This window comes from Nonomuraea guangzhouensis, from assembly GCF_019396345.1.
GTDB classification, from domain to species: Bacteria; Actinomycetota; Actinomycetes; order Streptosporangiales; family Streptosporangiaceae; genus Nonomuraea; species Nonomuraea guangzhouensis.
Genome location: NZ_JAHKRM010000029.1, coordinates 44,629 through 63,965, shown reverse-complemented (window position 1 = coordinate 63,965; position 19,337 = coordinate 44,629). Strand labels below are relative to the sequence as shown.

Genomic DNA, 19,337 nt, shown 5'->3' with positions numbered 1-19,337 from the left:
CCTGTCCTTCCCCGTTGAAATGGTTGTCAACGCTGAGCTGATTTGGTGGCTACAAACCGTCCGAGCACGAGGTAATCCATCTCGGTCTTCAGGAAGCAGTCCATGGCGTCGGCCGGTGAGCACACGATGGGTTCGCCGGCCACGTTGAACGAGGTGTTGATGAGACAGGGCACCCCGGTCAGCTCGGTGAAGGCGCGCAGCAACTCCGCCAGCAGCGGGTTGTCGTCCTCGCGGATCGTCTGGATCCTGGAGGTGCCGTCGACGTGCGTGGCGCCGGGAATCAGGTCGCGGTAGCCGGGCCGTACGGGGAAGACGAACGTCATGTACGGCGAGGCGCGCTTCTTCCCCAGCTCGAACACCTCGGGAGCCACGTCTTCGAGGACGACCGGCGCAAAGGGCCGGAAGGGCTCGCGGTGCTTGATCCGGTCGTTGATGATGTCCTTGATATCGCCGAACCGCGGATTGGCCAGGATGCTCCGGTTGCCCAGCGCGCGCGGCCCGTATTCCGTCCGCCCCTGGAACCAGCCGACCACGCACTTCTCCTGAAGCAGCGCCGCCGTCTCCCGCGCGACGTCACCCGGAGCGAGCTCCCGCCATTCGACGCGCCCCGCGTGGGCGTCCAGCGTGGCGCGGATCTCCTCGTCGCCGTAGGCGGGCCCCAGGTACGGCGAGCCGCTGACCCGCGGCCTGTCGCCCGCCTCCTGACTGGCGTAGAAGGCGGCGCCGATGGCCACGCCCGGATCGCTGGCGCCGAAGCTCACGTCCATCTCGGCGAACCTGGACCCTTCGAGCAGCTTGGTGTTGTTGACGCAGTTCAGCGCCAGGCCGCCCTCGAACAGCAGCCGCGGCAGCGCGCTGCGCTCCTCCAGCGCGCGCAGTTGGTGGGCCGTCACCGCCTCGATCATCTCCTGGGCGGCCCCGGCGACCCGGACCCGCACGTCGAAGTCCTCCCGGCCGTCCGGGTCCGTGTCGAAGATCCGGTCGAACAGCGCGTAGTAGGCGCGTACGGCCCGCGGCGCGTAGGGGATGGTGTAGCGGCCGTCGCCCGTCAGCTCCACCACGTGCTTGAGCAGCGGGTTGGGCTCCGGCGGCGGGGCGTAGCCGGCCAGGCCCATGACCTTGTACTCGTCGTTGTTGGGGACGAAGCCGAGATACCTGGTCAGCACCGCGAACAGCAGGGCGAGCGAGTTGTCCCCGTCGACGGTCGCGTCGTCGAACACCCGCACCTTGCCGTCGCGCACCTCGCCGAGGATCGCCGACAGCCACTCAGCCCGGCCGTCGCTGACCACGAACGCCGCGTCGCCGCCGCCGGACAGGTGGTATCCCGTCATCAGGTGGGCGATGTGATGCGGCACCGTGACCAGCTTCTCGGCCGTCAGCGGGTATCCCGTGTGCTCGTGGAAGTCGGCGAGAATGGCCTGCTCGCTGAATATCCGGGTGTAGGTGTCGTCGAGCCGCCGCAGCCTGGCGAATTTCTTGTCCACCGGCGCGTCGGCGTCCACGATCTCGGCGATCATGTTGTTCATGACCTCCTGGGAGAAACGCCAGGAATGCGCGAATACATCGACGTCGTCGAATGACTTACCGGCCTCACGTAAAACCCATTCGATGGCGTTCACCGGAAACCTGGCGGTCTTCTTCTCGCGATTGAGCCGTTCTTCCTCGACGGCCGCGACCAATTCTCCGTCCACCATGAGGGCCGCCGAGGAATCGTGACCGTAGAGCATGTGCCGGTCGATTCCCGTCGACCCGTAATAACGTGCGAAGAGTTCGGCGACCTTACCGAACCCGTTGTATCCGAGGACGATCACGAGAACTCCTTGGCGGTGAAGGACCCGAGTCCCACCAGTGAAGGTCATGGCGCCCTGGACGGCGTCCACTGGACGATGACCCCGGAGGCGACGCATCGTTGAGCCGGTGGACGCGGCTCAGCGGACGGCCGAGGGCGCGACGTTGTAGTTGCCGCGGAAGAAATTGTCCGGGTCCAGCCGCCGTTTTACCGAGGTCAGCCGGTCGAAGGCCGTCTCGCCGAAGGTCTTCCTGGCCCGCTCGCCGGTGGACGCATAGTTGATGTATCCGTCACCCCAGCGGCCGTACGGCTCGACGGCGTCCGCGACGGACCGCGCCCAGGCGACCTGCTCCTCGTCGGCGGCCGGGTCGGCCCAGATCGCCGTGCCCGTGACGTTGAAGCCCGCGTCGCGGAAGGGCACGGCCGTGGCCTCGGCGGGCACCCGCCGCACCGCGCCGTGCAGCGCCTCGACGAGGATCCCGTCCCTGAAGGGCCCCAGCCACCGGCCGGCCAGGAACCGTTCGACCAGCGCCTCGGCCAGCTCGTCTGGCAGGGCGTCGGCGAAGCGGGCGCTCCAGTAGTGCCGCAGCCCGAAGGCCAGGCGGCCGAACGTGGCCTGCAGCGAGAGGTACGACCTGGGCATGAGCTGCCAGTCGAGGATCTCCGGCCCGCGCAGCCGCTTCTCCAGCGCCGCCCGGTATCCCTCGTCCTCGCCGCTGTAGGCCACGCAGATCACCGCCGCCGGAACCTGCGTGGGACCGTACCTCTTCAGCAGCAGCGTGCAGGTGAGCTCGTCGGGCGCGTCGGCCATGAGGTCGCGGAACAGGCGCACGGCCGGGCCGAGCTCGGCGCGCGGGTAGGCGACGCACCCCCCGTACAGCAGGCCCACCGGGTGCGTCCGGAAGCGGAAGGCCGCCACCACGCCGAAGTTGTGCCCCGCGCCGCGCAGCGCCCAGTCGAGCTCGGGATCGCGCTCCGCGTCCACCTCGACCACTTCCCCGGCGGCCGTGACGAGCTGATACGAGAGCACGTTGTCGCAGGTCAGACCATATCTGCCCATCAGATGGCCGAGGCCGCCACCCAGGGTCAGGCCGCCGACGCCGGTGGTGTCGAAGGTGCCGCCCGTGGTGGCCAGGCCGTACGCCGTGGTCGCCAGGTCCAGCTGGCTCCAGGTGGCGCCGCCGCCCACCGTGGCGACGCGTTCTCCCGGATCGACCGTCACCGAGCTCATCAGCCGCAGGTCGATGACCAGCCCGTCCTCGACGGAGGCGTACCCGGCGACGTTGTGCCCGCCGCCGCGCACCGCCGTGACCAGGCCGGCCTCGCGGGCGGTGCGGATCACCGCGCGCAGCTCCGCGACGTCGCGCGGCAGGCAGATCAGCCGGGGCCGCAGATCGTGCATGCCGTTGAAGAGCAGCCGCAACTCGTCATAAGCGGGGTGGCCGGGGCCGACCACCCGATCGGGACACGCGGCGTTCAGTGTGGAGACCGTCACGGGCTTGTTCCTTTCTCGGGCCTGGGTTCTTCGACGGCTTATCACGCATTTGTGACACACGCGAGGGGGGTTGCCTTTCCCGGGATCTAAGGCGATAGTCGGCTCTTAGCTCCATCGCTCAAATTCACTACGTTATTTGCACAACAGATTCGAGGGACCGGTGAATCCACCCCTGACCACCTGGCCCACTTATGACAAGGGTGATGTCTTCCTCAGCCCGGAGGACATCGCCGCAGCCATGGAGGCGCTCCGCGCCCAGCTGTTCTTCCGTTACGATTTCCGACCGCACGAGGAGACATTTACCGGGCTCTTCGAACGGCGGCTGTGCGAGGTGTTCGGCGCCCGGCACGCGCTGGCCTGCGCCAGTGGCACCACCGCGATCACATTGAGCCTGCTCGCGCTCCAGTTACCCGCCGGCTCGCCGATCGCCTGCCCCGCGTTCACCTTCGCGGCCACGCCGAGCGCCATCCTGCTGGCCGGGCACCGGCCGGTGCTCGTGGAGTGCGAGGAGAACCTGCACCTCGACGTGCGCGACCTGCGCCGGGTGCTGGACGAGGGCGCCAAGGCGGTCGTGGTCGTGCACATGCGCGGCTTCGCCAGCGACATGCCGGAAATATGCCGACTGGCTGAGGAGTACGGCGCCTTCGTGGTCGAGGACGCGGTGCCCGCGCTCGGCGCTCGGCTCGATGGCCGCTATCTGGGCACGTTTGGCCACTTCGGCGCCTTCAGCACCCAGTCCGACAAGTCGCTCAACACCGGAGAAGGCGGGTTCCTGCTCACCGACGACCCCGAGGCGTACGCCCGCGCGGTGGTCTACAGCGGCGCGTACGAAGGCCGGATGGCCCGCCACTTCCCTGGCCAGGTCCCGGACGTCGACGACCGGGCGTTCCCCATCTTCAGCTTCCGCATGGACGAGATCAGGGCGGCGCTGGCCGGGGCCCTGCTCCAGCGGCTGCCCGACCGGCTGGTGGCTCATCGACGCAACTACGACTACGTCGCCGAGCGGCTGGCGGACCTCGACGGGATCGCGCTCCGGCAGCCGGTGGCGCCCGGCGCGTACCTCGGCGAGGCGCTGGTCTTCCGGCTGCCGGGGGCCGCGCCACGGGAGTGCGCGGCCTTCGCCGGAGCCGTCATGGCCGAGGGGGTCGACGCCCGCGCGCTCGGCGACCGCGACGACGTCAACGTCCGCGCCTTCTGGAACTGGCGGTTCCTGCTCGGCGACGATCCCGACGCCGCGCGGAGCCTGTTCCCGGCCTCGGCGCGCTACGTCAGCGAGGCGATCGACATCCCGCTCTCGGCCAACCTGACCCTCGCCGACTGCGACCGCCTGGTGGCCGCCGTCAGAAAAGCCGCCGCCAGAAGGCCCGCCGCCGAGACCGCAACAGCCGCGACCACGACAACGGAGAAGGCCGTCGCCGCCGGACGGGCCGCGAGCCGATGACGCCTCGGGTGCTCTACGTCACGGGCTGGTGCAGGTCGGGCAGCACGCTCCTCGGCAACCTGCTCAACGAGCTGCCGGGCGTCGCGCACGTGGGCGAGCTCAACTACCTGTGGTCCAACGGCGTGCTCTGCACCGGCACCAACAGCACCTGCGGCTGCGGCAAGGACCTGCGTGACTGCGACGTGTGGCGGCAGGTGCTGCTCGAGGTGGACGGCCACGCCATCGCGACGGAGATGATCCAGCTGCACAACGCCTGCCTGCGCACCCGCTTCACCCGCGAACGCCTGCGCGAGGCCCGCGGCCTGGCCCCGCAGCCGCGCGACGTGCGGCGCGTCAGCGCGGTCAAGCGGCGGCTCTACACCGCGATCGGCGAGGCGCTCGGCGCCGAGCTGATCGTCGACACCTCCAAGTTCCCCGCCGAGGCGGCCCACCTCATGGGCCTGCCCGACCTGCGCCCCCAGGTCCTGCACATGGTGCGCGACCCCAGGGCGACCGCGTACTCCTGGCACCGCGCCAAGGGCTACATCCCGGCCATGAGCCCCCTGCGCAGCAGCACGTACTGGACCGGCTTCAACGCGGCGTCGGAGTGGATCGCGAGCGCCTTCCCCGAAAGGTGCCTCAGGCTCAGGTACGAGGACTTCGCCGCCCGGCCCGCCGAGACGATCGGCCGGGTCATGGCGTGGGCGGGTCTCCCACCGCCCGGCCCGGTGCTCGACGGCGGCACCGCCCGGCTCGGCGTCAACCACACCGTGACGGGCAACCCCGACCGGTTGCGTACCGGGCCCGTGACCATCAGGCCCGACGAGGCCTGGCGTACCGCACTGCCGGCCTCGAGCGTCGCGCTGAGCACCCTGGCCGCGCTGCCGCTCATGGGCAGGTACGGCTACCACCTGAACAACCGGTAGGAGGACGCATGGAGTGGCGAAGCGACGCCGAGCACTGCTACCGGGAAGGCTGGTGGCGCGACACCACGCCCCTGGACGATCTCCGGCGGGCGGTGGAGCGCTCCCCCGGGCGCGTGGCGATCACGGCGCACCAGGCGGGCGCCGACGAGCTGGTCAAACTGACGTACGCGGATCTGTCCCGGCTGGTGGAGCGGTTCGCCGGGGCCCTGACCGAGCTGGGCGTCGGCCCGGGCGACGTGGTCGCGCTCCAGTTGCCGAACTGGTGGCAGTTCCCGACGCTCGCGCTCGCCTGCATGCGGGTGGGCGCGGCGGTCAACCCGATCATCCCGATCCTCCGCAAACGCGAGGTCGGCTTCATGCTGGAACGTACGGAAGCGAAGGTCTGTGTCGCGCCCGCGTCGTTCCGCGGCTTCGACCACGCCGGGATGCTCGCGGAGATCGCCAAGGAGGTGCCGACGCTGCGGCACGCGGTGACCATCGGCGGCGGCCCGCTCGACTTCGACGACGTCTTCATGTCCGGCCGCGACGTCCACCCCGGGCCGCTGGAGGCGAGCCCGGACGACCTGGCCCAGGTGATGTTCACCTCGGGCACGACGGGCGAGCCCAAGGGCGTCATGCACACCCACAACACGCTGTACGCCGGCATCCGCACCGAGGCGGAGGCCCTCGGGCTGGACGAGGACCTGGTCGTCCACATGGGCTCGCCGCTCACCCACCAGGCCGGCTACCTCTACTGTTTCCTGATGCCGCTGCAGCTCGGCGGGCGGGCGGTGTTCCAGGACGTGTGGGACCCGGACGTCATGCTCGGCCTGGTCGAGTCGGAAGGCGTCAACTTCGGCATGGGCGCCACCACGTTCGTGGTCGACGCCATCGCCGCGCAGCGGGCCCGCCCCCGCGACCTGAAGACCCTCGACTCCTTCGCCTGCGGCGGGTCACCGATCCCGCCGAAGGTGGTGGAGGAGGCGGGCGACGTGCTCGGTGTGCGCATGTACGCGCTGTGGGGCATGACGGAGAACGCCACGGTCACGATCACCCGCCCCGAGGACCCGCCGGATCTCGCCGCGCGCTCCGACGGCCGGCCCGCGCCCTGGATGCAGGTCCGGATCGCCGGCGACCGGCTGCAGGTACGCGGCGCCAACCAGTGCGTCGGCTACTGGAAGCGCCCGGACCTGTACGGCGAGTCCCTCACCGCCGACGGCTGGTTCGACACCGGTGACCTGGCCAGGGACGACGGCCACGAAGGCATCCGGATCACCGGCCGGGCCAAGGACCTGATCGTCAGGGGCGGGGAGAAGATCCCCGTGGTCGAGGTGGAGGCCGCGCTGTGGCGGCACCCGCGGATCAAGGAGGCCGCGCTGGTGGCCTATCCCGACGAGCGGCTCGGCGAGCGGGCGTGCGCCTTCGTCGTCCCGGATGGCGAGCCGCCGTCGCTCGCCGACGTACAGGGGCATCTGGAGCGGCTCGGCATGGCCCGGCAGTTCTGGCCGGAACGCCTGACGGTCGTGGCCGAGCTGCCGAAGACGGCGTCGGGCAAGGTGCAGAAGTTCGAGCTGCGGGAACGGATGGGCTGAGCATGGACTTCGCCTTCGACGACGAGCAGGAGCGGCTGCGCGCCCGGGTGCGCGACTTCGCGGCCGAGCGCCTCGCCCCGCACTACCAGTCCGACGACCGCGCCGCCGCCATGCGCCCCGAGCTGCCCGGCGAGCTGGCCCGCATGGGCCTGCTCGGCCTGCGCGTCCAGCGGGAGTACGGCGGTACGGGCGCCGACGCCGTGACCACCGGCCTGGTGCTCGAAGAGCTGGCCCGCGCCGACGTGAACAGCTGCTACCTGGTGCTCAACGCCGCGCTCGTGGCCGACATCCTCCAGGCCAACGCCTCACCGGAGCAGCGCGGCGACTGGCTGCCCGCCCTGGCCTCGGGGGACCTGATCCCGGCCATCTGCCTGACGGAGCCCGAGCACGGATCGGACGCCGCCGCCATCGAGTTCCGCGCCACGCCGCAGAACGGCGCCTGGCTGCTGCACGGCGAGAAGACCTCGATCATGCTCGGCATGACCGCCACGCACGGCCTGGTCTTCGCCAGGACCGGCGGGCAGGGGGCGCGCGGCGTCACCGCCTTCCTCGCCGACCTGGCCGCCGCCAAGCGGGAGGCGTTCACCGACCTCGGCAACCGCGCCGTGGGCCGCGCCCATCTGACCTTCGACGGCCTGTCCGCCGGGCCCGAGACGATCGTGGGCGGCGAGGGCCTTGGGTTCGTGCAGGTCATGCGGGGTTTCGACTATTCGCGGGCGCTGATCGCGTTGATGGCGACGGGTACCGCGCAGGCGGCGATCGACGACGCGCTGGAGCGGGCGCGCACCCGCAACGCCTTCGGCCGCCCGCTCGGCACCTTCCAGGGGCTCAGCTTCCCCTTGGTCGAGTACGCCACGCAGCTCCGCGCGGGCCGGGCGCTCTGCTACGAGGCGCTGTGGCGCAAGGACCAGGGGCTCCCGCACACGACCGAGGCGAACATGGTCAAGTGGTGGGTGCCGAGGATGGCCGCGGACGCCGTCCAGCAGGCGCTGCTCACGTTCGGGCAGGCCGGCTACTCGGAGGAGCTGCGGCAGGCGCAGCGGCTGCGGGACGTGATCGCGCTGCAGATCGCCGACGGCACCGCCCAGATCACCAAGCTGGTCGTCGCCCGGCAGCTACTCGGCCGCGACTTCGCCCCCTGATTTTTCCGGAGCGTATGGCGGGAGGTTGAGACGGGTGCGGATGCTCCGCTGGACGGTCACCTTGTCGTCGCGGGCGTCGACCGTCGTGACGTACTCCTTGCCGCGGAACAGCTCCACGACCGGGTCGATCTTGTCGTGGTATTCGCGCAGCCGCGTGGCGAGCGCGTCGGGGGCGTCGTCCTCGCGGGTGACGAGCTCGCCGCCGCATACGTCGCACCTGCCCTCGGTCTCCGGCCGGTGGGCGATCAGGTTGTAGTCCATGCCGCAGCGTGAGCACAACCGCCTGGCCAGGACCCGCCGCCGCACCTCGTCGTCGGGCAGGTCGAGGTGGATCACGCCGTCGATGTCGTAGCTCTCCAGGAAGAACTCCGCCTGCCGCCGGCTGCGCGGGAAGCCGTCGATGATGAAGCCGAAGTTCCAGTCGTGCTGCTGGAGGCGCTCCCTGACGACGGCCTCCACCAGGTCGTCGCCCACGAGCTCGCCGGCCGCGACCAGGCGGCGGACCTGGGCGCCGAGCTTGGTGTGGCTCTTGACGTGCCAGCGGAAGATGTCGCCGACGCTGATGTGCACCAGGTCGAGATCGGTGGCCAGCAAGGTGCTCTGGGTGCCCTTGCCGCTGCCCTGAACGCCCAAGATCACGTATTTCCGCATGTCTCATTCTCCGTCGGGGACGGGGTGCATGATCTTACTGCCCACGCCACCGCGATCGACGAGTTCCTGGACCCGCTGGGGAGAGTAGATCCCGTCCACGAGGAGCTGCGCGAGCCCGAGTATGCCCGCGTCAGGGTCGAGATCACTGCGGACGATCTGGAGATTGCGGGTGGCCAGCGGCAGGGACCGCCGGTAGACGATCTCGCGGATGCCGGCGAACAGCTGCTCGTCGGTGTGCGCGAGCTGGCCGCCGATCGCGATGATGCGCGGGTTGAACAGGTTGACGGTGTCGGCGATGGCGCCGCCGAGTATGCGGGCCGCGCGGCGCGCGAGTCGTACGGCGAGCAGGTCGCCGGAGCGGATCAGCCGCACGGCGTCGTCGACGGTGGCGACGTCGCGGCCCGCCGCCTGGAGATCGCGGACGAGCGCCCAGCCCCCGGTGTGCGCCTCCACGCAGCCGACGTTGCCGCACCGGCAGAGCGGCGGCTCGGCCACGTCGTCGACCACGACCTGGATGTGGCCGATGTCGCCGGCCGCGCCGTCGGCCCCCCGGTGCACCTGGCCGCCCGCGATGAGGCCGGTGCCGACGCCGGTGCCGATCTTGACCATGAGCAGATGCGGGATCCCGGGGTAGCGCAGGCGCTGCTCGCCGAAGGCCATCGCGTTGACGTCCTTGTCGACCAGCACCGGGCAGTGGTAGCGGGCGGTGAACCAGCCCGGGATGTCGAAGCGGTCCCAGCCGGTCATGATCGGCGGGCTGACCACCCGCCCGCTGGCGAAGTCGACCGGACCGGGCACGTCGATGCCGATGCCGAGCACGTCGGCGGGAACGTGGCCGCGCTCGTCGAGCAGCTCGGCGAACAGCTCGGACACGATCGTCAGGATCGCCGTCGGGCCGCTCGTCACGTCGGCGCGGACGTCGCGTTCGGCCCGCACCTCCCCGCCCAGGTCGCACACGGCGGTGCGCAGGCCGGTGGCGCCTACGTCGGCCACCAGCAGCACGCCCCGGTCGCGGTTGACGACGAACTGGCCGGCGGGCCGGCCCTTCGTGCGCGCCTCCGTGGGCGCGGGGATGAGCAGTCCCGCGGCCAGCAGCCCGTCGAGGCGCTGGTTGACCGTCGTACGCGACAGACCGGTATGCCGCATGACGTCGGCTTTCGTGAGCCCGTCGGGGATGTCGCGGAACAAGCTGAGGATCTCCCCTGAGCTGACTCCCATCCGCGGCGCGGACACGCCTGTTATGGCCATTGGTCCACTCTATCGGTGACTGTGACTACTCGTAAGTCAAGAAAGTTTCGTCTTAAAAAGTCGAAAGAAGGGTTGTCAGTCTTCGGAAGTAGTCATACGGTCATCCCATCGACGCCGAAAGGGGCATCCGATGCACACGACCTCGCATGGCAGGCGAGCGACGGCGGTCACCGCCGTTCTGGCGGCCGGAACACTGGCCCTGGGAGCGTGCGGCTCCAGCGTGTCGGCCGGTCCGACCGTCTCGACCGCCGGCGCCGCGACTCCGAACGTCGCCGCGGTGATCAAGGGTCTGGACAATCCGTTCTTCCAGACGATGAAGCAGGGCATGGACGAGCAGGCCAAGGCGGGCGGCGTGGCCCTCACGGTCCAGGCCGCCACCTCCATCACCGACACCACCGGACAGGCGGACAAGCTCAACGGGCTTGGCGGGCAGCCCTTCACCTGCTTCGTGGTCAACCCGATCACCGGCACCAACCTGATCCAGGGCCTGGCCAGGATCGCCGCGCAGAACAAGCCCATCGTCAACATCGACAGCCCGGTCGACCCCGGCGCGGCCAAGAGCGCCAACGTCAAGCTGGCCACGTACATCGGCACCGACAATGTCGAGGCGGGCAAGATGGCCGGGCAGCGGATGAGCGAGCTCGTGCCCGCCGGCGGTGACGTCGCGGTGGTCGGCGGCATCGCGGGTGACGTCACCAGCGGCGCCCGGGTCGAGGGGTTCGAGCAGGGCGTCGGCACCAAGCTCAAGGTCGTCCAGACCGTCGCCGCCAACTGGGATCGTCAGACCGCGCTCACCGCCGCGACCGACCTCCTGCGCGCGCACCCGGACCTGAAGGGCTTCTTCGTCGCCAACGACGACATGGGGCTCGGCGTGTCGCGGGCCATCGCCAACGCGGGCCAGGCGGGGAAGGTGAAGGTCATCAGCGTCGACGGCATCAAGGACGCCCTCGAAGCGGTCAAGGCCGGCACGCTGGACGGCACCGTCGCCCAGTACCCGTACGCCATGGGCCTGATGGGCATCGAGGCGTGCCAGGCCGCCACGGCGGGCAAGCCGCTGCCGGGCACGGTGAAGTCCCCGGTCGAGCTGGTCACCAAGGACAACGCGGACAAGGCTCTGGCGGCGACGCCCAAGCCGTTCGGCACCTACGCCGACCCGTTCAAGAGCCTCATCCAGTAGGACAGTGATGGCAAACACTGCAATCGCCGCACCCGAGCGCGAAGCCTGGACCGCGCGTCTGAAGGACGTCGGCTTCTGGGCCGAGTGGGCGGCCCTCGTCGGGCTGATCGTCCTGGTGATCGTCTTCCAGGCGCTGAACCCGACGTTCCTGAGCGCGGGCAACATCGCGTCGATGCTGGTCGCCGCCGCCATCCTGATCATCCTCAGCGTGGGCCAGACGTTCGTCATCGCCACGGCGGGCATCGACCTGTCGATCGCCTCGGCGATGACCTTGGGCGCGGTCGCCTTCGGCCAGGCCTACTCGATGGGCATGGGCCTGGCGCTGTCGTGCCTGGCGGCCATCGTCGCCTCCGGCCTGGTCGGCGTGGTCAACGGGGTGATCATCGCCCGGGGCAAGATCACCGACTTCATCGTCACGCTCGGCACCCTTTCTGCGGCCTCCGGGCTGGCGCTGATCCTGTCCGATGGCAAGCCCGTGACGATCATCGACGCGGCGCTGCTCCGGCTGTCGACCGGCGGGCTCGGGATCTTCGGCTGGTCGTTCGTCATCGCGGCGGTCGTCGCGGTGCTGGGGCACGTCCTGCTGTTCCACACCCGGTTCGGCACGCACGTGCTGGCCACGGGCGGCGCGGCGGAGTCCGCGACGGCCATGGGGATCAGCACCCAGCGCGTGAAGATCGCCGTCTACACGATCTCCGGCGTGCTCGCCGGGCTCGGGGCCATCCTGCTGGTCGCCCGGATCGGCGCGGCCGAGCCCGCCGCCAACACCGCCTTCCTGCTCAACTCCGTGGCCGCGGTCGTGCTCGGCGGGGTGAGCCTGTTCGGCGGGCGCGGCAGCATCATCGGCCCGGTCATCGGCGCGCTCCTGCTCATCGCGCTGGTCAACGGGCTGACGCTGCTCGGCGTCTCGCAGTTCTACCAGCCTCTCGCCGTCGGCATCGTCGTGGTGCTGGCCGCGCTCCTGACAAGGTTCCAGCGATGACGAACAGCCTGCTCGAATGCCGGAACGTGTCCCTGTCCTTCGGCAACGTCCGCGCCCTCGCCGACGTCTCGCTCTCCCTGCGCCCAGGCGAGATCACCGCCCTGGTCGGCGACAACGGCGCGGGCAAGTCCACGCTGGTCCGGTGCGTCTCCGGCATCCACCGGCCCGACAACGGTCACATCGTCTTCGACGGGCAGGAGATCGACTTCCACTCCCCCGACGACGCCCGCAAGGCCGGCATCGAGACCGTCCACCAGAACCTGGCGCTCGTCGAGGACCTCACCGTCTGGCAGAACCTCTTCCTCAACCGCGAGCTCGTCCGCGGGTTCGGTCCCATCGCGTTCCTGGACCGGCGGGCGATGCAGGCCCGCGCGCGGGAGATGGTCTCCACGCTCGCGGTCAACGTCCCCGCGGTGAAGTCCCGCGTCCGGCGGCTGTCCGGCGGGCAGCGCCAGGCCGTCGCCATCTGCCGCGCGGCGGGCTTCAGCTCCCGGCTCGTCATCATGGACGAGCCGACGGCCGCGCTCGGCGTCCAGGAGACGGCCCGGGTCGAGGAGCTCATCCTGCGGCTGCGCGACGAGGGGCACACGGTGCTCCTCATCAGCCACAACTTCGCGCAGGTCATGCGGCTGAGCGACCAGGTCTGGGTGATGCGCGCCGGCCGCTGCGTCGGCGGGCGCCGTACGTCCGAGACGAACGGCGAGGAGATCGTCTCCCTCGTCACCGGCGCCGCCGGCCAGTGAGCCCGTACCAACGATCAACAGAAGGCACCCCGATGACGAGCCCCACGATAACCAGCACTGCCACCATGACCAACCCCATCGGCGTCCACGCCCTCGTCTGGGTCGGCGACACCACGCCCGCGTCGGTGGAGCACGCGATCCGCAAGACCAAGGAGACCGGCTTCGACCTGCTCGAACTGTCGCTGCACGACTCCGTCAACCTCGACGTCCCGGCCGCGCGCGACGCCCTGCGGTCCGCCGGTCTCGGTGTGGCGTGCTCGCGCGGACTCGCCTTCGACGCCGATGTCTCCAGCGACGACGCCGACGTGGTGGCGCGTGGCGAGAAGCTGCTGCACGACTCGCTCGTCATCACCCACGAGCTCGGCGGCACGCACTTCACCGGCGCCCTCTACAGCGCCCTGGGCAAGTACGACCGCCCGCTCACCGACGCCGGGCGCGGCAACGTGGTGTCGGTGCTGCGCGGCCTGGCGCAGGAGGCGCGGCGCCGCGGCATGACGCTCGGCCTGGAGATCTGCAACCGCTACGAGACCAACGTCATCAACACCGCGCACGACGCGCTCCGGCTGGCCGACGACATCGGGGAGGACAATGTCCTCATTCACCTGGACACTTACCATATGAACATCGAAGAGGACGATCTTGTACGGCCGGTGCGCGAGGTCGGGTCCCGGCTCGGCTACGTCCACATCGGCGAGAACCACCGCGGCTATCTCGGCTCCGGGCACCTGGACTTCACCTCGTTCTTCCACGCGCTGGCCGACATCGGCTACCGGGGACCGATCACCTTCGAGTCCTTCTCTTCGGCCGTGGTGGCGCGCGGCCTGTCGAACGACCTGGCCGTCTGGCGCAACCTGTGGTCCGACGGCGAGGACCTGGCCCGCCAGGCTCACGGCTTCATCACCGGCCAGTTGCACGCGAGCCAGACTCGATGACGACCCTCACCGACCTGGCCGCCCGAGCCCGCTCCCTCGTACGCGACGGCCACCGCGCGGTGCTGGGCATCACGGGCAGCCCCGGCGCCGGCAAGTCGACGCTCGCCGAGCACCTGATCTGGCTGCTGCGGCAGGACCAGCCCGCGCTCGACTGGGTGGCGCACGTGCCGATGGACGGCTTCCACCTGGCCGACGTGGAGCTCGACCGGCTCGGCCGCCGCGACCGCAAGGGCGCCCCTGACACCTTCGACGCCGCCGGCTACGCCGCACTGCTGCACCGCCTGCGCGCGGACGAGGACGACGTGATCTACGCCCCCGCCTTCGAACGCGACCTGGAACAGCCGATCGCGGGCAGCATCCCGATCCCGCGGACCGCCCGCCTCATCGTCACCGAGGGCAACTACCTGCTGTTCGAGCAGGGCGACTGGGCGCGGGTCCGGCCCGAGCTCGACGAGGTCTGGTACTGCGATCTCGACGAGGCCGAACGGGTGCGGCGGCTCATCGCCCGCCACGAGCAGTTCGGCAAGGAGCACGACGCGGCCGTGGCCTGGGTGATGGGGACCGACCAGCGGAACGCGACCCTGGTCAGCGGCACCCGTCCGGGCGCCGACCTGGTGATCTCCGACCCGACCCTGCGCACGCTGGAGGCCTAGCCGCGCTGACCGCAGAGGTCGAGTACGGTGCCGGTGAGCGCCTCCCACGCCTGGCGGCTGTCGGCGCCGCTGTCATGGGGCCCGCGGAAGTCGGCCACGAAAAGGGCCACGTCCTCGATGGCCCATCGCAGCCGATAGAGGTCCATGACCTCCGGGTCGGGCCACCGCCCGGTGATGTCCGCGTAGCGTGCCAGGTCCTCCGGCCCATCGGCGACCAGCCACAGGTCCCGCTCGGGCCGTGCCAACCCCACCGTGTCCCAGTCCACCAGCAGGGGGCCGCGGTCGGCCAGCACGAGGTTGCCGGGATGCGGCTCACCGTGAGTCACCACGAGGTGCTCGCCGCTCACCTCGTCGGCCCGCCGGTCGAACTCGTCCAGCCGCTCCCGTAACCTCCCGGCGTGCTCGGCCACCAGGGCTCGGGCGGGTTCGGCGTACGGCCCGCCCTGCCAGACCCCGCCCGCCGCCTGGAGGGCGTCCTCCAGGCGGTCCCGTGCCGGAATGCGCAGGGGCCGCACGGGGGTCGAAGCCGGCGGCGCCGTACGGTGCAACTCGGCGAGCAGCTCCACGACCGCGGCGCGCTCGCCTGCCGTCAGGCTCTGGCCGAAATCCCCGGTGCGCCCGTGTACCAGCGGAAAGACGCTCACCGCATGCCGTTGGCCGAGCAGCCGAAGTGATTCGCCCAGGGGTGCGACGACGAAGTCCAGCCCCTGCTCGCGCAGGGCGACGGCGGTGTCCATGGCCTGCCGCAGGCCGCTCTCCGCGGAGCCCTGCTCGAACGGGCCCTTCTGCGTCAGGTCCGCGACCGTGACGAACCACCGCGGCCCGTCGGCGTCGGCCGCGACCCAGTGGTAGTCCCCGAACCCGACCGGCGCGTAGTCCAGCGAAACCGCCCCGATCCCCCACTCGCCCAGGCTGTCGAGCAACGCCCGCTCATCGAGCCCCGCCGGAAGATCTTTCACGCCCGCCACCCTACCGGCCCGCGGCTACGTCAGGACCAGCCAGGTTTTTCCGTCGGTCAGCTCACGGGCGGCGTCGAGGTGCCCGGCGTGACACGCGGTCTCGGTGATCACATGCAGGATGACCGTACGCAGGTCGCGGGGCGGCGCGTCGCCGAAGAGGTCAGCGGGCCACCAGAGCGGCGGGGCATCGAGCGAGGTGGTGGCGATGACGGCGTTCGCCAGCTCGGTCTCCCGCCGGTACAAGTCGAACACCGCCTCGGCCGTCACGTCGGGGGCGACCTGCCAGGCGGCGTCGCCGGTCTCGAGATCGACCGACTCGCCGCCGGTGACGGCCCGGAACCAGAATCGCTCGACGTCGAGGGCGAGGTGCCGGACCAACCCCAGGCACGTCCAGCCCGACGGCAGCACCGGCCTCCGCAGCGCGTCCTCCGGAAGGCCGTCCAGGATGCCGAGCACGTGATCGCGCTGGCTGTTGAGGGCTGCGAGGAGCGTCTCAGTCTCTTTGCTCATGGTGGCGCCGATCCTAGCGACCGCGAACGACAAGATCCGGCCGCGTCATTCGGCCGGTCGAGGACGCGGCGGGCCGCCGATCATGTGCGGCCCGGTGGTCTCGGAGCCGGACACGGGGGACAGCCCCGCCTCGATGAGCTGACCGCGCAGCGCGGCGACGGTGCGTTCGAGGGCGCGGATCTGGGCCTGGAACTGGCGGATCTGCTCGCGCATCGCGGCGGAGCCGGTCTGTTCGCTGGCCAGGTCCGCGCTGAGCAGGGTGGCCTGGTCCTGCAGGCGGTCCACCTGCCGCTCCATCTGGGTCAGCGCGTCCTCGTAGATCGTTTTGGCGCGGACGTAGGCGTCGGCGTCGACCTTGGAGCGTTCCAGCTCGGCGTGGCGTTCGGCCTGCAGCAGCGCGGTCTGTTGCGTCTTCTTGTTGGCGTCGGTGGCCGAGCGGAAGGCGAGGTAAGCCACGCCGAGCGGCACGATGCCGACGGAGAACTGGATCAGGAGGTTACTCAGGCTGGACACTGCCGCCTCCGATGGGCCGGATCACACCGGTATAGGTGACGCCGTCATCGCTGTGCCAGGCGTTGACGGTCAGGGCGATGGCGAACTCGGTGCCGTCGCGGTGCAGGCCGACCAGCGGGATGATCCGCCCGGCCAGGTCCGAGCGACCGGCGTGGCGCACCCGGGCGAGTCCGGCGGAGTGCTGGGCGCGGAAGCGGGGCGGCATCAGCATCGTCAGCGATCGTCCGACCGCCTCGTCGATGGTCCAGCCGAACAGGCTCGCGGCTTGAGGGTTCCACGACTGGATGACCCCGGCGCCGTCGGCGACGATGACGGCCTCCGACTCGGCCTCGGCCTCGCCGCCCGGGAAGCGGCTCACCATGACGGCCTCGGGCCAGGTGGCGATCAGCGCGATCCAGCCGCCGAAAGCCAGCCAGACCGCGCCGCCGACCCACCCCCGGGGGTTGGCACCGGTGAAGGTGGAGAACAGGTACACCAGGCCATACAACATGAGCAGGGCCGTGGCGACGGCGAAGGCCACGCGATCCGAGCGCATGAACATCTGCACCAGACACAGAGCGCCGGTGGCGCACCAGACCAGCGCCCACACGCCCAGGGGAGCGATGGAGGCCAGCATGGCGTATCCGGGGGCGACCCGCTGGTCAGCCGGTACGTACGCCAGCGAGGCGGCGATCGCCAGACTCAGCAGACCGACGAACGCCAGAGAGGCGCCGCGCCGGCCGATGCGGCGCAGCACACGGATGATCGTACGGCGAAAAAGAGGGGCGCCGACATCGACTCTGTTACTCACGGTTGCTAGATTAATGCATATAGTGATGGATCGAGGGGTTATCCCTGACGATCCGCCGCGCGCTCTCCGCTACTCCGGCATCCGGACGCGCAGGGCCCGGACGAACCAGTCGATCACCGGCGCCAGGCTCTCCGGGGCCGGCCAGCCATTGATCACCGCGAGCAGCTGGAGATATCTGTCCCGGCGAGGATCGTTCGCGCTCTCCAGCCGCGTCAACAACCGCCGCCGGAGGGCGTCATCGTCGGGGCAGCCGAAAACGTCCGCGTAGCGAGCGGTGACCGCCGCGACGACCGCGTCGGCCTGGGGTGCGGCGGGGTCGAGGCCGGCCGCCACCGCCGGGCCGGCCTCCTCACGGACCATCGCGATGGAGTCGCGGCGCAGGACCGCGGTGTCGCCCTGGGCCCGCTCGGCCGCGTACTGCTCGGCCATGCGCCGCAGGCCGGCGCGGAAGTCCGGGTCCTGGGACAGTTCGGCCAGTTCGACCCACGCCTCGACCTGCTCGGCCTCGGGATCGTCGGGCAACTCGGGGGTCATCGAGCGCATGGCTCCGGCGAACTCGGGGAGGCCGCCGAAGGCGGTGTCGAGGAAGTCGCCGATCAGCCGCCGGCGTTCGTCCTCGGAGAGCTTGGCCAGGTGGTGCATGAGATCCATCTCCTCAGGTGTGGACCCGCGCCTGGCCACCGCCGTCAGCACCGCGCGCCGCAGCCGGAGCGTGCGGATCTGCACCGCCAGCGCGTCGGCGTGCGCCGCGGCGACCTCGGTGAGCGTGACCTCCTGTTCCACGACCTTCCGGATCGTGGGCAGGTCCAGCCCCAGGTCGCGCAGCGTCCGTACGAGCTCCAGACGGGCGAGGGCGTCGATGCCGTAGCGGCGGTAGCCGGCCGGGCTGCGGTCGGCCGGCGGCACGATCCCCTGATCGGAGTAGAACCGGATCGCCTTGACCGTCAGCCCGGTCCGCCGGGCCAGGTCACCGATCGAGTAGCGCGTGTCGCCGTCCATGCCCTCACCTTCGCGTCTCCCCTTACTGGAGACTCAAGCGGCTACTCCCAGACGACGACGTTGCGGCGTACCGGAGCCGAGCCCGAATCCGTCGCGAACAGCTCGGGCGAGTGCTCCCGGATGCGTTCGACGTCGTTGAAAACGGCTCTCAGGTGGGTGCGCATGGCCGTGCGGGCCAGCGCGACGTCGCCGGCGAGCACCGCGTCGAGGATCTGGACGTGCTGGGCGGCGAAGTCCGTCGCCGGGGTCTCGTGGAGGCCGAGCCGGCGCGCGCGGTCGAGATGACCCTTGGCCGAGGCCACGGTCGTCCAGGCGCTGCCATGTCCGCTCAGCCGCAGCAGGCCCTGGTGGAACGCCTCATCGAGCTCGAAGAACCCCTCGAGATCGAGGCCCGGCCGCTGCTGCTCGCCGAGGTTGCGCCGGAGCTCGTCGACCAGCTGGGGGTCGAGCTCGGCGGGCAGGTCGTCGAGGGAGGCCAGCTCCACGGCCTCGCGGAGGAACTGCGCGTCGGCCACCCTGGCCGGGTCGACACGTGAGACGAACGAACCGACCTGGGGGAAGATCTGGACCAGGCCCTCTTCGGACAGCAGGATCAAGCTCTCCCGGACCGGTGTGCGGCTCACCTTGAGCGCGGCCGCCAGCTCGTTCTCCGACAGGGCCGTCCCCGGCGGGAGCTCAAGGGTCAGGACCTTGCGGCGCAGGGCTTCGTAGACAGTGCGTCGGCTGGTCCGCCGCTGATTCGATCCGGCCACACGCTCACCCTACCGGCGCGGGACGCCTGCGTGAGCGGACGACCGGCGGACGCACAACTGGTATTGCGCATCTGTGCGACAGATG

At 70.5% G+C, this 19,337-nt stretch carries 19 protein-coding genes; 9 read left to right on the top strand and 10 right to left on the bottom strand.

What is annotated here, in order from left to right; all coding sequences use genetic code 11:
• Nucleotides 1-26: 26 nt before the first annotated feature.
• Nucleotides 27-1,811, bottom strand: a complete 1,785-nt coding sequence (locus KME78_RS45945) for a carbamoyltransferase family protein (RefSeq protein WP_219536269.1) — start codon at nt 1,809-1,811, stop codon at nt 27-29.
• A 117-nt stretch (nt 1,812-1,928) separates the two neighbouring features.
• Nucleotides 1,929-3,284, bottom strand: a complete 1,356-nt coding sequence (locus KME78_RS45940) for an FAD-binding oxidoreductase (protein ID WP_219536268.1) — start codon at nt 3,282-3,284, stop codon at nt 1,929-1,931.
• A 160-nt stretch (nt 3,285-3,444) separates the two neighbouring features.
• Here KME78_RS45940 and KME78_RS45935 point away from each other — a divergent pair, with 160 nt between their 5' ends.
• Genes KME78_RS45935 through KME78_RS45920 form a run of 4 tightly spaced genes read left to right on the top strand, consistent with a single transcriptional unit; the run spans nt 3,445 to nt 8,343 of the window.
• Nucleotides 3,445-4,725 (top strand): DegT/DnrJ/EryC1/StrS family aminotransferase, encoded by a 1,281-nt coding sequence (locus tag KME78_RS45935; protein ID WP_308127380.1) that lies wholly within the window; start codon nt 3,445-3,447, stop codon nt 4,723-4,725.
• A gap of 8 nt (nt 4,726-4,733) precedes the next feature.
• Nucleotides 4,734-5,630 (top strand): sulfotransferase, encoded by an 897-nt coding sequence (locus KME78_RS45930; RefSeq protein ID WP_308127379.1) that lies wholly within the window; start codon nt 4,734-4,736, stop codon nt 5,628-5,630.
• Nucleotides 5,631-5,638: 8 nt separating this feature from the next.
• Nucleotides 5,639-7,201: an AMP-binding protein gene (locus KME78_RS45925; protein WP_219536266.1), complete on the top strand. Its 1,563-nt coding sequence runs from the start codon at nt 5,639-5,641 to the stop codon at nt 7,199-7,201.
• A gap of 2 nt (nt 7,202-7,203) precedes the next feature.
• A complete protein-coding gene (locus KME78_RS45920) occupies nt 7,204-8,343 on the top strand; it encodes an acyl-CoA dehydrogenase family protein (RefSeq protein WP_219536265.1) in 1,140 nt (379 codons plus the stop codon).
• Here KME78_RS45920 and KME78_RS45915 read toward each other — a convergent pair.
• Nucleotides 8,317-8,994 (bottom strand): adenylate kinase family protein, encoded by a 678-nt coding sequence (locus tag KME78_RS45915; RefSeq protein ID WP_219536264.1) that lies wholly within the window; start codon nt 8,992-8,994, stop codon nt 8,317-8,319. The two genes, KME78_RS45920 and KME78_RS45915, sit on opposite strands and share 27 nt — an antisense overlap.
• Before the next feature lie 3 nt (nt 8,995-8,997).
• The gene (locus tag KME78_RS45910) at nt 8,998-10,242 is read right to left on the bottom strand and encodes an ROK family protein (RefSeq protein ID WP_219536263.1); all 1,245 of its coding nucleotides are present in this window, start codon (nt 10,240-10,242) and stop codon (nt 8,998-9,000) included.
• Between the two features lie 130 nt (nt 10,243-10,372).
• Between KME78_RS45910 and KME78_RS45905 the strand changes: the two genes are divergently transcribed.
• The 5 genes from KME78_RS45905 (at nt 10,373) to KME78_RS45885 (ending at nt 14,729) form a co-directional block, all read left to right on the top strand.
• Nucleotides 10,373-11,419: a sugar ABC transporter substrate-binding protein gene (locus KME78_RS45905; protein ID WP_219536262.1), complete on the top strand. Its 1,047-nt coding sequence runs from the start codon at nt 10,373-10,375 to the stop codon at nt 11,417-11,419.
• A 7-nt stretch (nt 11,420-11,426) separates the two neighbouring features.
• Nucleotides 11,427-12,401 (top strand): ABC transporter permease, encoded by a 975-nt coding sequence (locus KME78_RS45900; protein WP_219536261.1) that lies wholly within the window; start codon nt 11,427-11,429, stop codon nt 12,399-12,401.
• The gene (locus tag KME78_RS45895; protein ID WP_219536260.1) at nt 12,398-13,144 is read left to right on the top strand and encodes an ATP-binding cassette domain-containing protein; all 747 of its coding nucleotides are present in this window, start codon (nt 12,398-12,400) and stop codon (nt 13,142-13,144) included. The genes KME78_RS45900 and KME78_RS45895 overlap by 4 nt, the downstream gene beginning before the upstream one ends.
• A 65-nt stretch (nt 13,145-13,209) precedes the next feature.
• On the top strand, nt 13,210-14,076 hold the full coding sequence (locus tag KME78_RS45890; RefSeq protein ID WP_219536259.1) for a sugar phosphate isomerase/epimerase family protein: 867 nt from the start codon (nt 13,210-13,212) through the stop codon (nt 14,074-14,076).
• Nucleotides 14,073-14,729 carry a nucleoside/nucleotide kinase family protein gene (locus tag KME78_RS45885; protein ID WP_219536258.1) on the top strand — a complete coding sequence of 219 codons (657 nt, stop codon included), beginning with the start codon at nt 14,073-14,075 and terminating at the stop codon, nt 14,727-14,729. Before KME78_RS45890 ends, KME78_RS45885 begins: the two co-directional genes overlap by 4 nt.
• Here KME78_RS45885 and KME78_RS45880 read toward each other — a convergent pair.
• From KME78_RS45880 to KME78_RS45855, 6 genes are all read right to left on the bottom strand, one after another.
• Nucleotides 14,726-15,688, bottom strand: coding sequence for a phosphotransferase (locus KME78_RS45880; RefSeq protein ID WP_219536257.1), 963 nt, complete (start codon nt 15,686-15,688; stop codon nt 14,726-14,728). The genes KME78_RS45885 and KME78_RS45880 overlap by 4 nt on opposite strands.
• Before the next feature lie 24 nt (nt 15,689-15,712).
• Complete coding sequence (locus KME78_RS45875; protein ID WP_219536256.1) at nt 15,713-16,198, bottom strand: DinB family protein; 486 nt, start codon at nt 16,196-16,198, stop codon at nt 15,713-15,715.
• A 45-nt stretch (nt 16,199-16,243) separates the two neighbouring features.
• Complete coding sequence (locus tag KME78_RS45870; protein ID WP_219536255.1) at nt 16,244-16,711, bottom strand: hypothetical protein; 468 nt, start codon at nt 16,709-16,711, stop codon at nt 16,244-16,246.
• Nucleotides 16,695-17,501: a PAS domain S-box protein gene (locus KME78_RS67585; RefSeq protein WP_219536254.1), complete on the bottom strand. Its 807-nt coding sequence runs from the start codon at nt 17,499-17,501 to the stop codon at nt 16,695-16,697. Before KME78_RS67585 ends, KME78_RS45870 begins: the two co-directional genes overlap by 17 nt.
• A gap of 69 nt (nt 17,502-17,570) precedes the next feature.
• On the bottom strand, nt 17,571-18,500 hold the full coding sequence (locus KME78_RS45860) for a MerR family transcriptional regulator (protein ID WP_219536253.1): 930 nt from the start codon (nt 18,498-18,500) through the stop codon (nt 17,571-17,573).
• 41 nt (nt 18,501-18,541) lie between these two features.
• The gene (locus KME78_RS45855; protein WP_219536252.1) at nt 18,542-19,252 is read right to left on the bottom strand and encodes a GntR family transcriptional regulator; all 711 of its coding nucleotides are present in this window, start codon (nt 19,250-19,252) and stop codon (nt 18,542-18,544) included.
• Between the last annotated feature and the right edge of the window lie 85 nt (nt 19,253-19,337).

What these genes read in the sequence shown, in the direction of transcription:
- KME78_RS45925 (WP_219536266.1), top strand. Translation starts at nt 5,639, where the DNA reads ATGGAGTGGCGAAGCGACGCCGAGCACTGCTACCGGGAAGGCTGGTGG.
- KME78_RS45920 (WP_219536265.1), top strand. Translation starts at nt 7,204, where the DNA reads ATGGACTTCGCCTTCGACGACGAGCAGGAGCGGCTGCGCGCCCGGGTG.
- KME78_RS45915 (WP_219536264.1), bottom strand. Translation starts at nt 8,994, where the DNA reads ATGCGGAAATACGTGATCTTGGGCGTTCAGGGCAGCGGCAAGGGCACC.
- KME78_RS45910 (WP_219536263.1), bottom strand. Translation starts at nt 10,242, where the DNA reads ATGGCCATAACAGGCGTGTCCGCGCCGCGGATGGGAGTCAGCTCAGGG.
- KME78_RS45905 (WP_219536262.1), top strand. Translation starts at nt 10,373, where the DNA reads ATGCACACGACCTCGCATGGCAGGCGAGCGACGGCGGTCACCGCCGTT.
- KME78_RS45900 (WP_219536261.1), top strand. Translation starts at nt 11,427, where the DNA reads ATGGCAAACACTGCAATCGCCGCACCCGAGCGCGAAGCCTGGACCGCG.
- KME78_RS45895 (WP_219536260.1), top strand. Translation starts at nt 12,398, where the DNA reads ATGACGAACAGCCTGCTCGAATGCCGGAACGTGTCCCTGTCCTTCGGC.
- KME78_RS45890 (WP_219536259.1), top strand. Translation starts at nt 13,210, where the DNA reads ATGACCAACCCCATCGGCGTCCACGCCCTCGTCTGGGTCGGCGACACC.
- KME78_RS45885 (WP_219536258.1), top strand. Translation starts at nt 14,073, where the DNA reads ATGACGACCCTCACCGACCTGGCCGCCCGAGCCCGCTCCCTCGTACGC.
- KME78_RS45875 (WP_219536256.1), bottom strand. Translation starts at nt 16,198, where the DNA reads ATGAGCAAAGAGACTGAGACGCTCCTCGCAGCCCTCAACAGCCAGCGC.
- KME78_RS45860 (WP_219536253.1), bottom strand. Translation starts at nt 18,500, where the DNA reads ATGGACGGCGACACGCGCTACTCGATCGGTGACCTGGCCCGGCGGACC.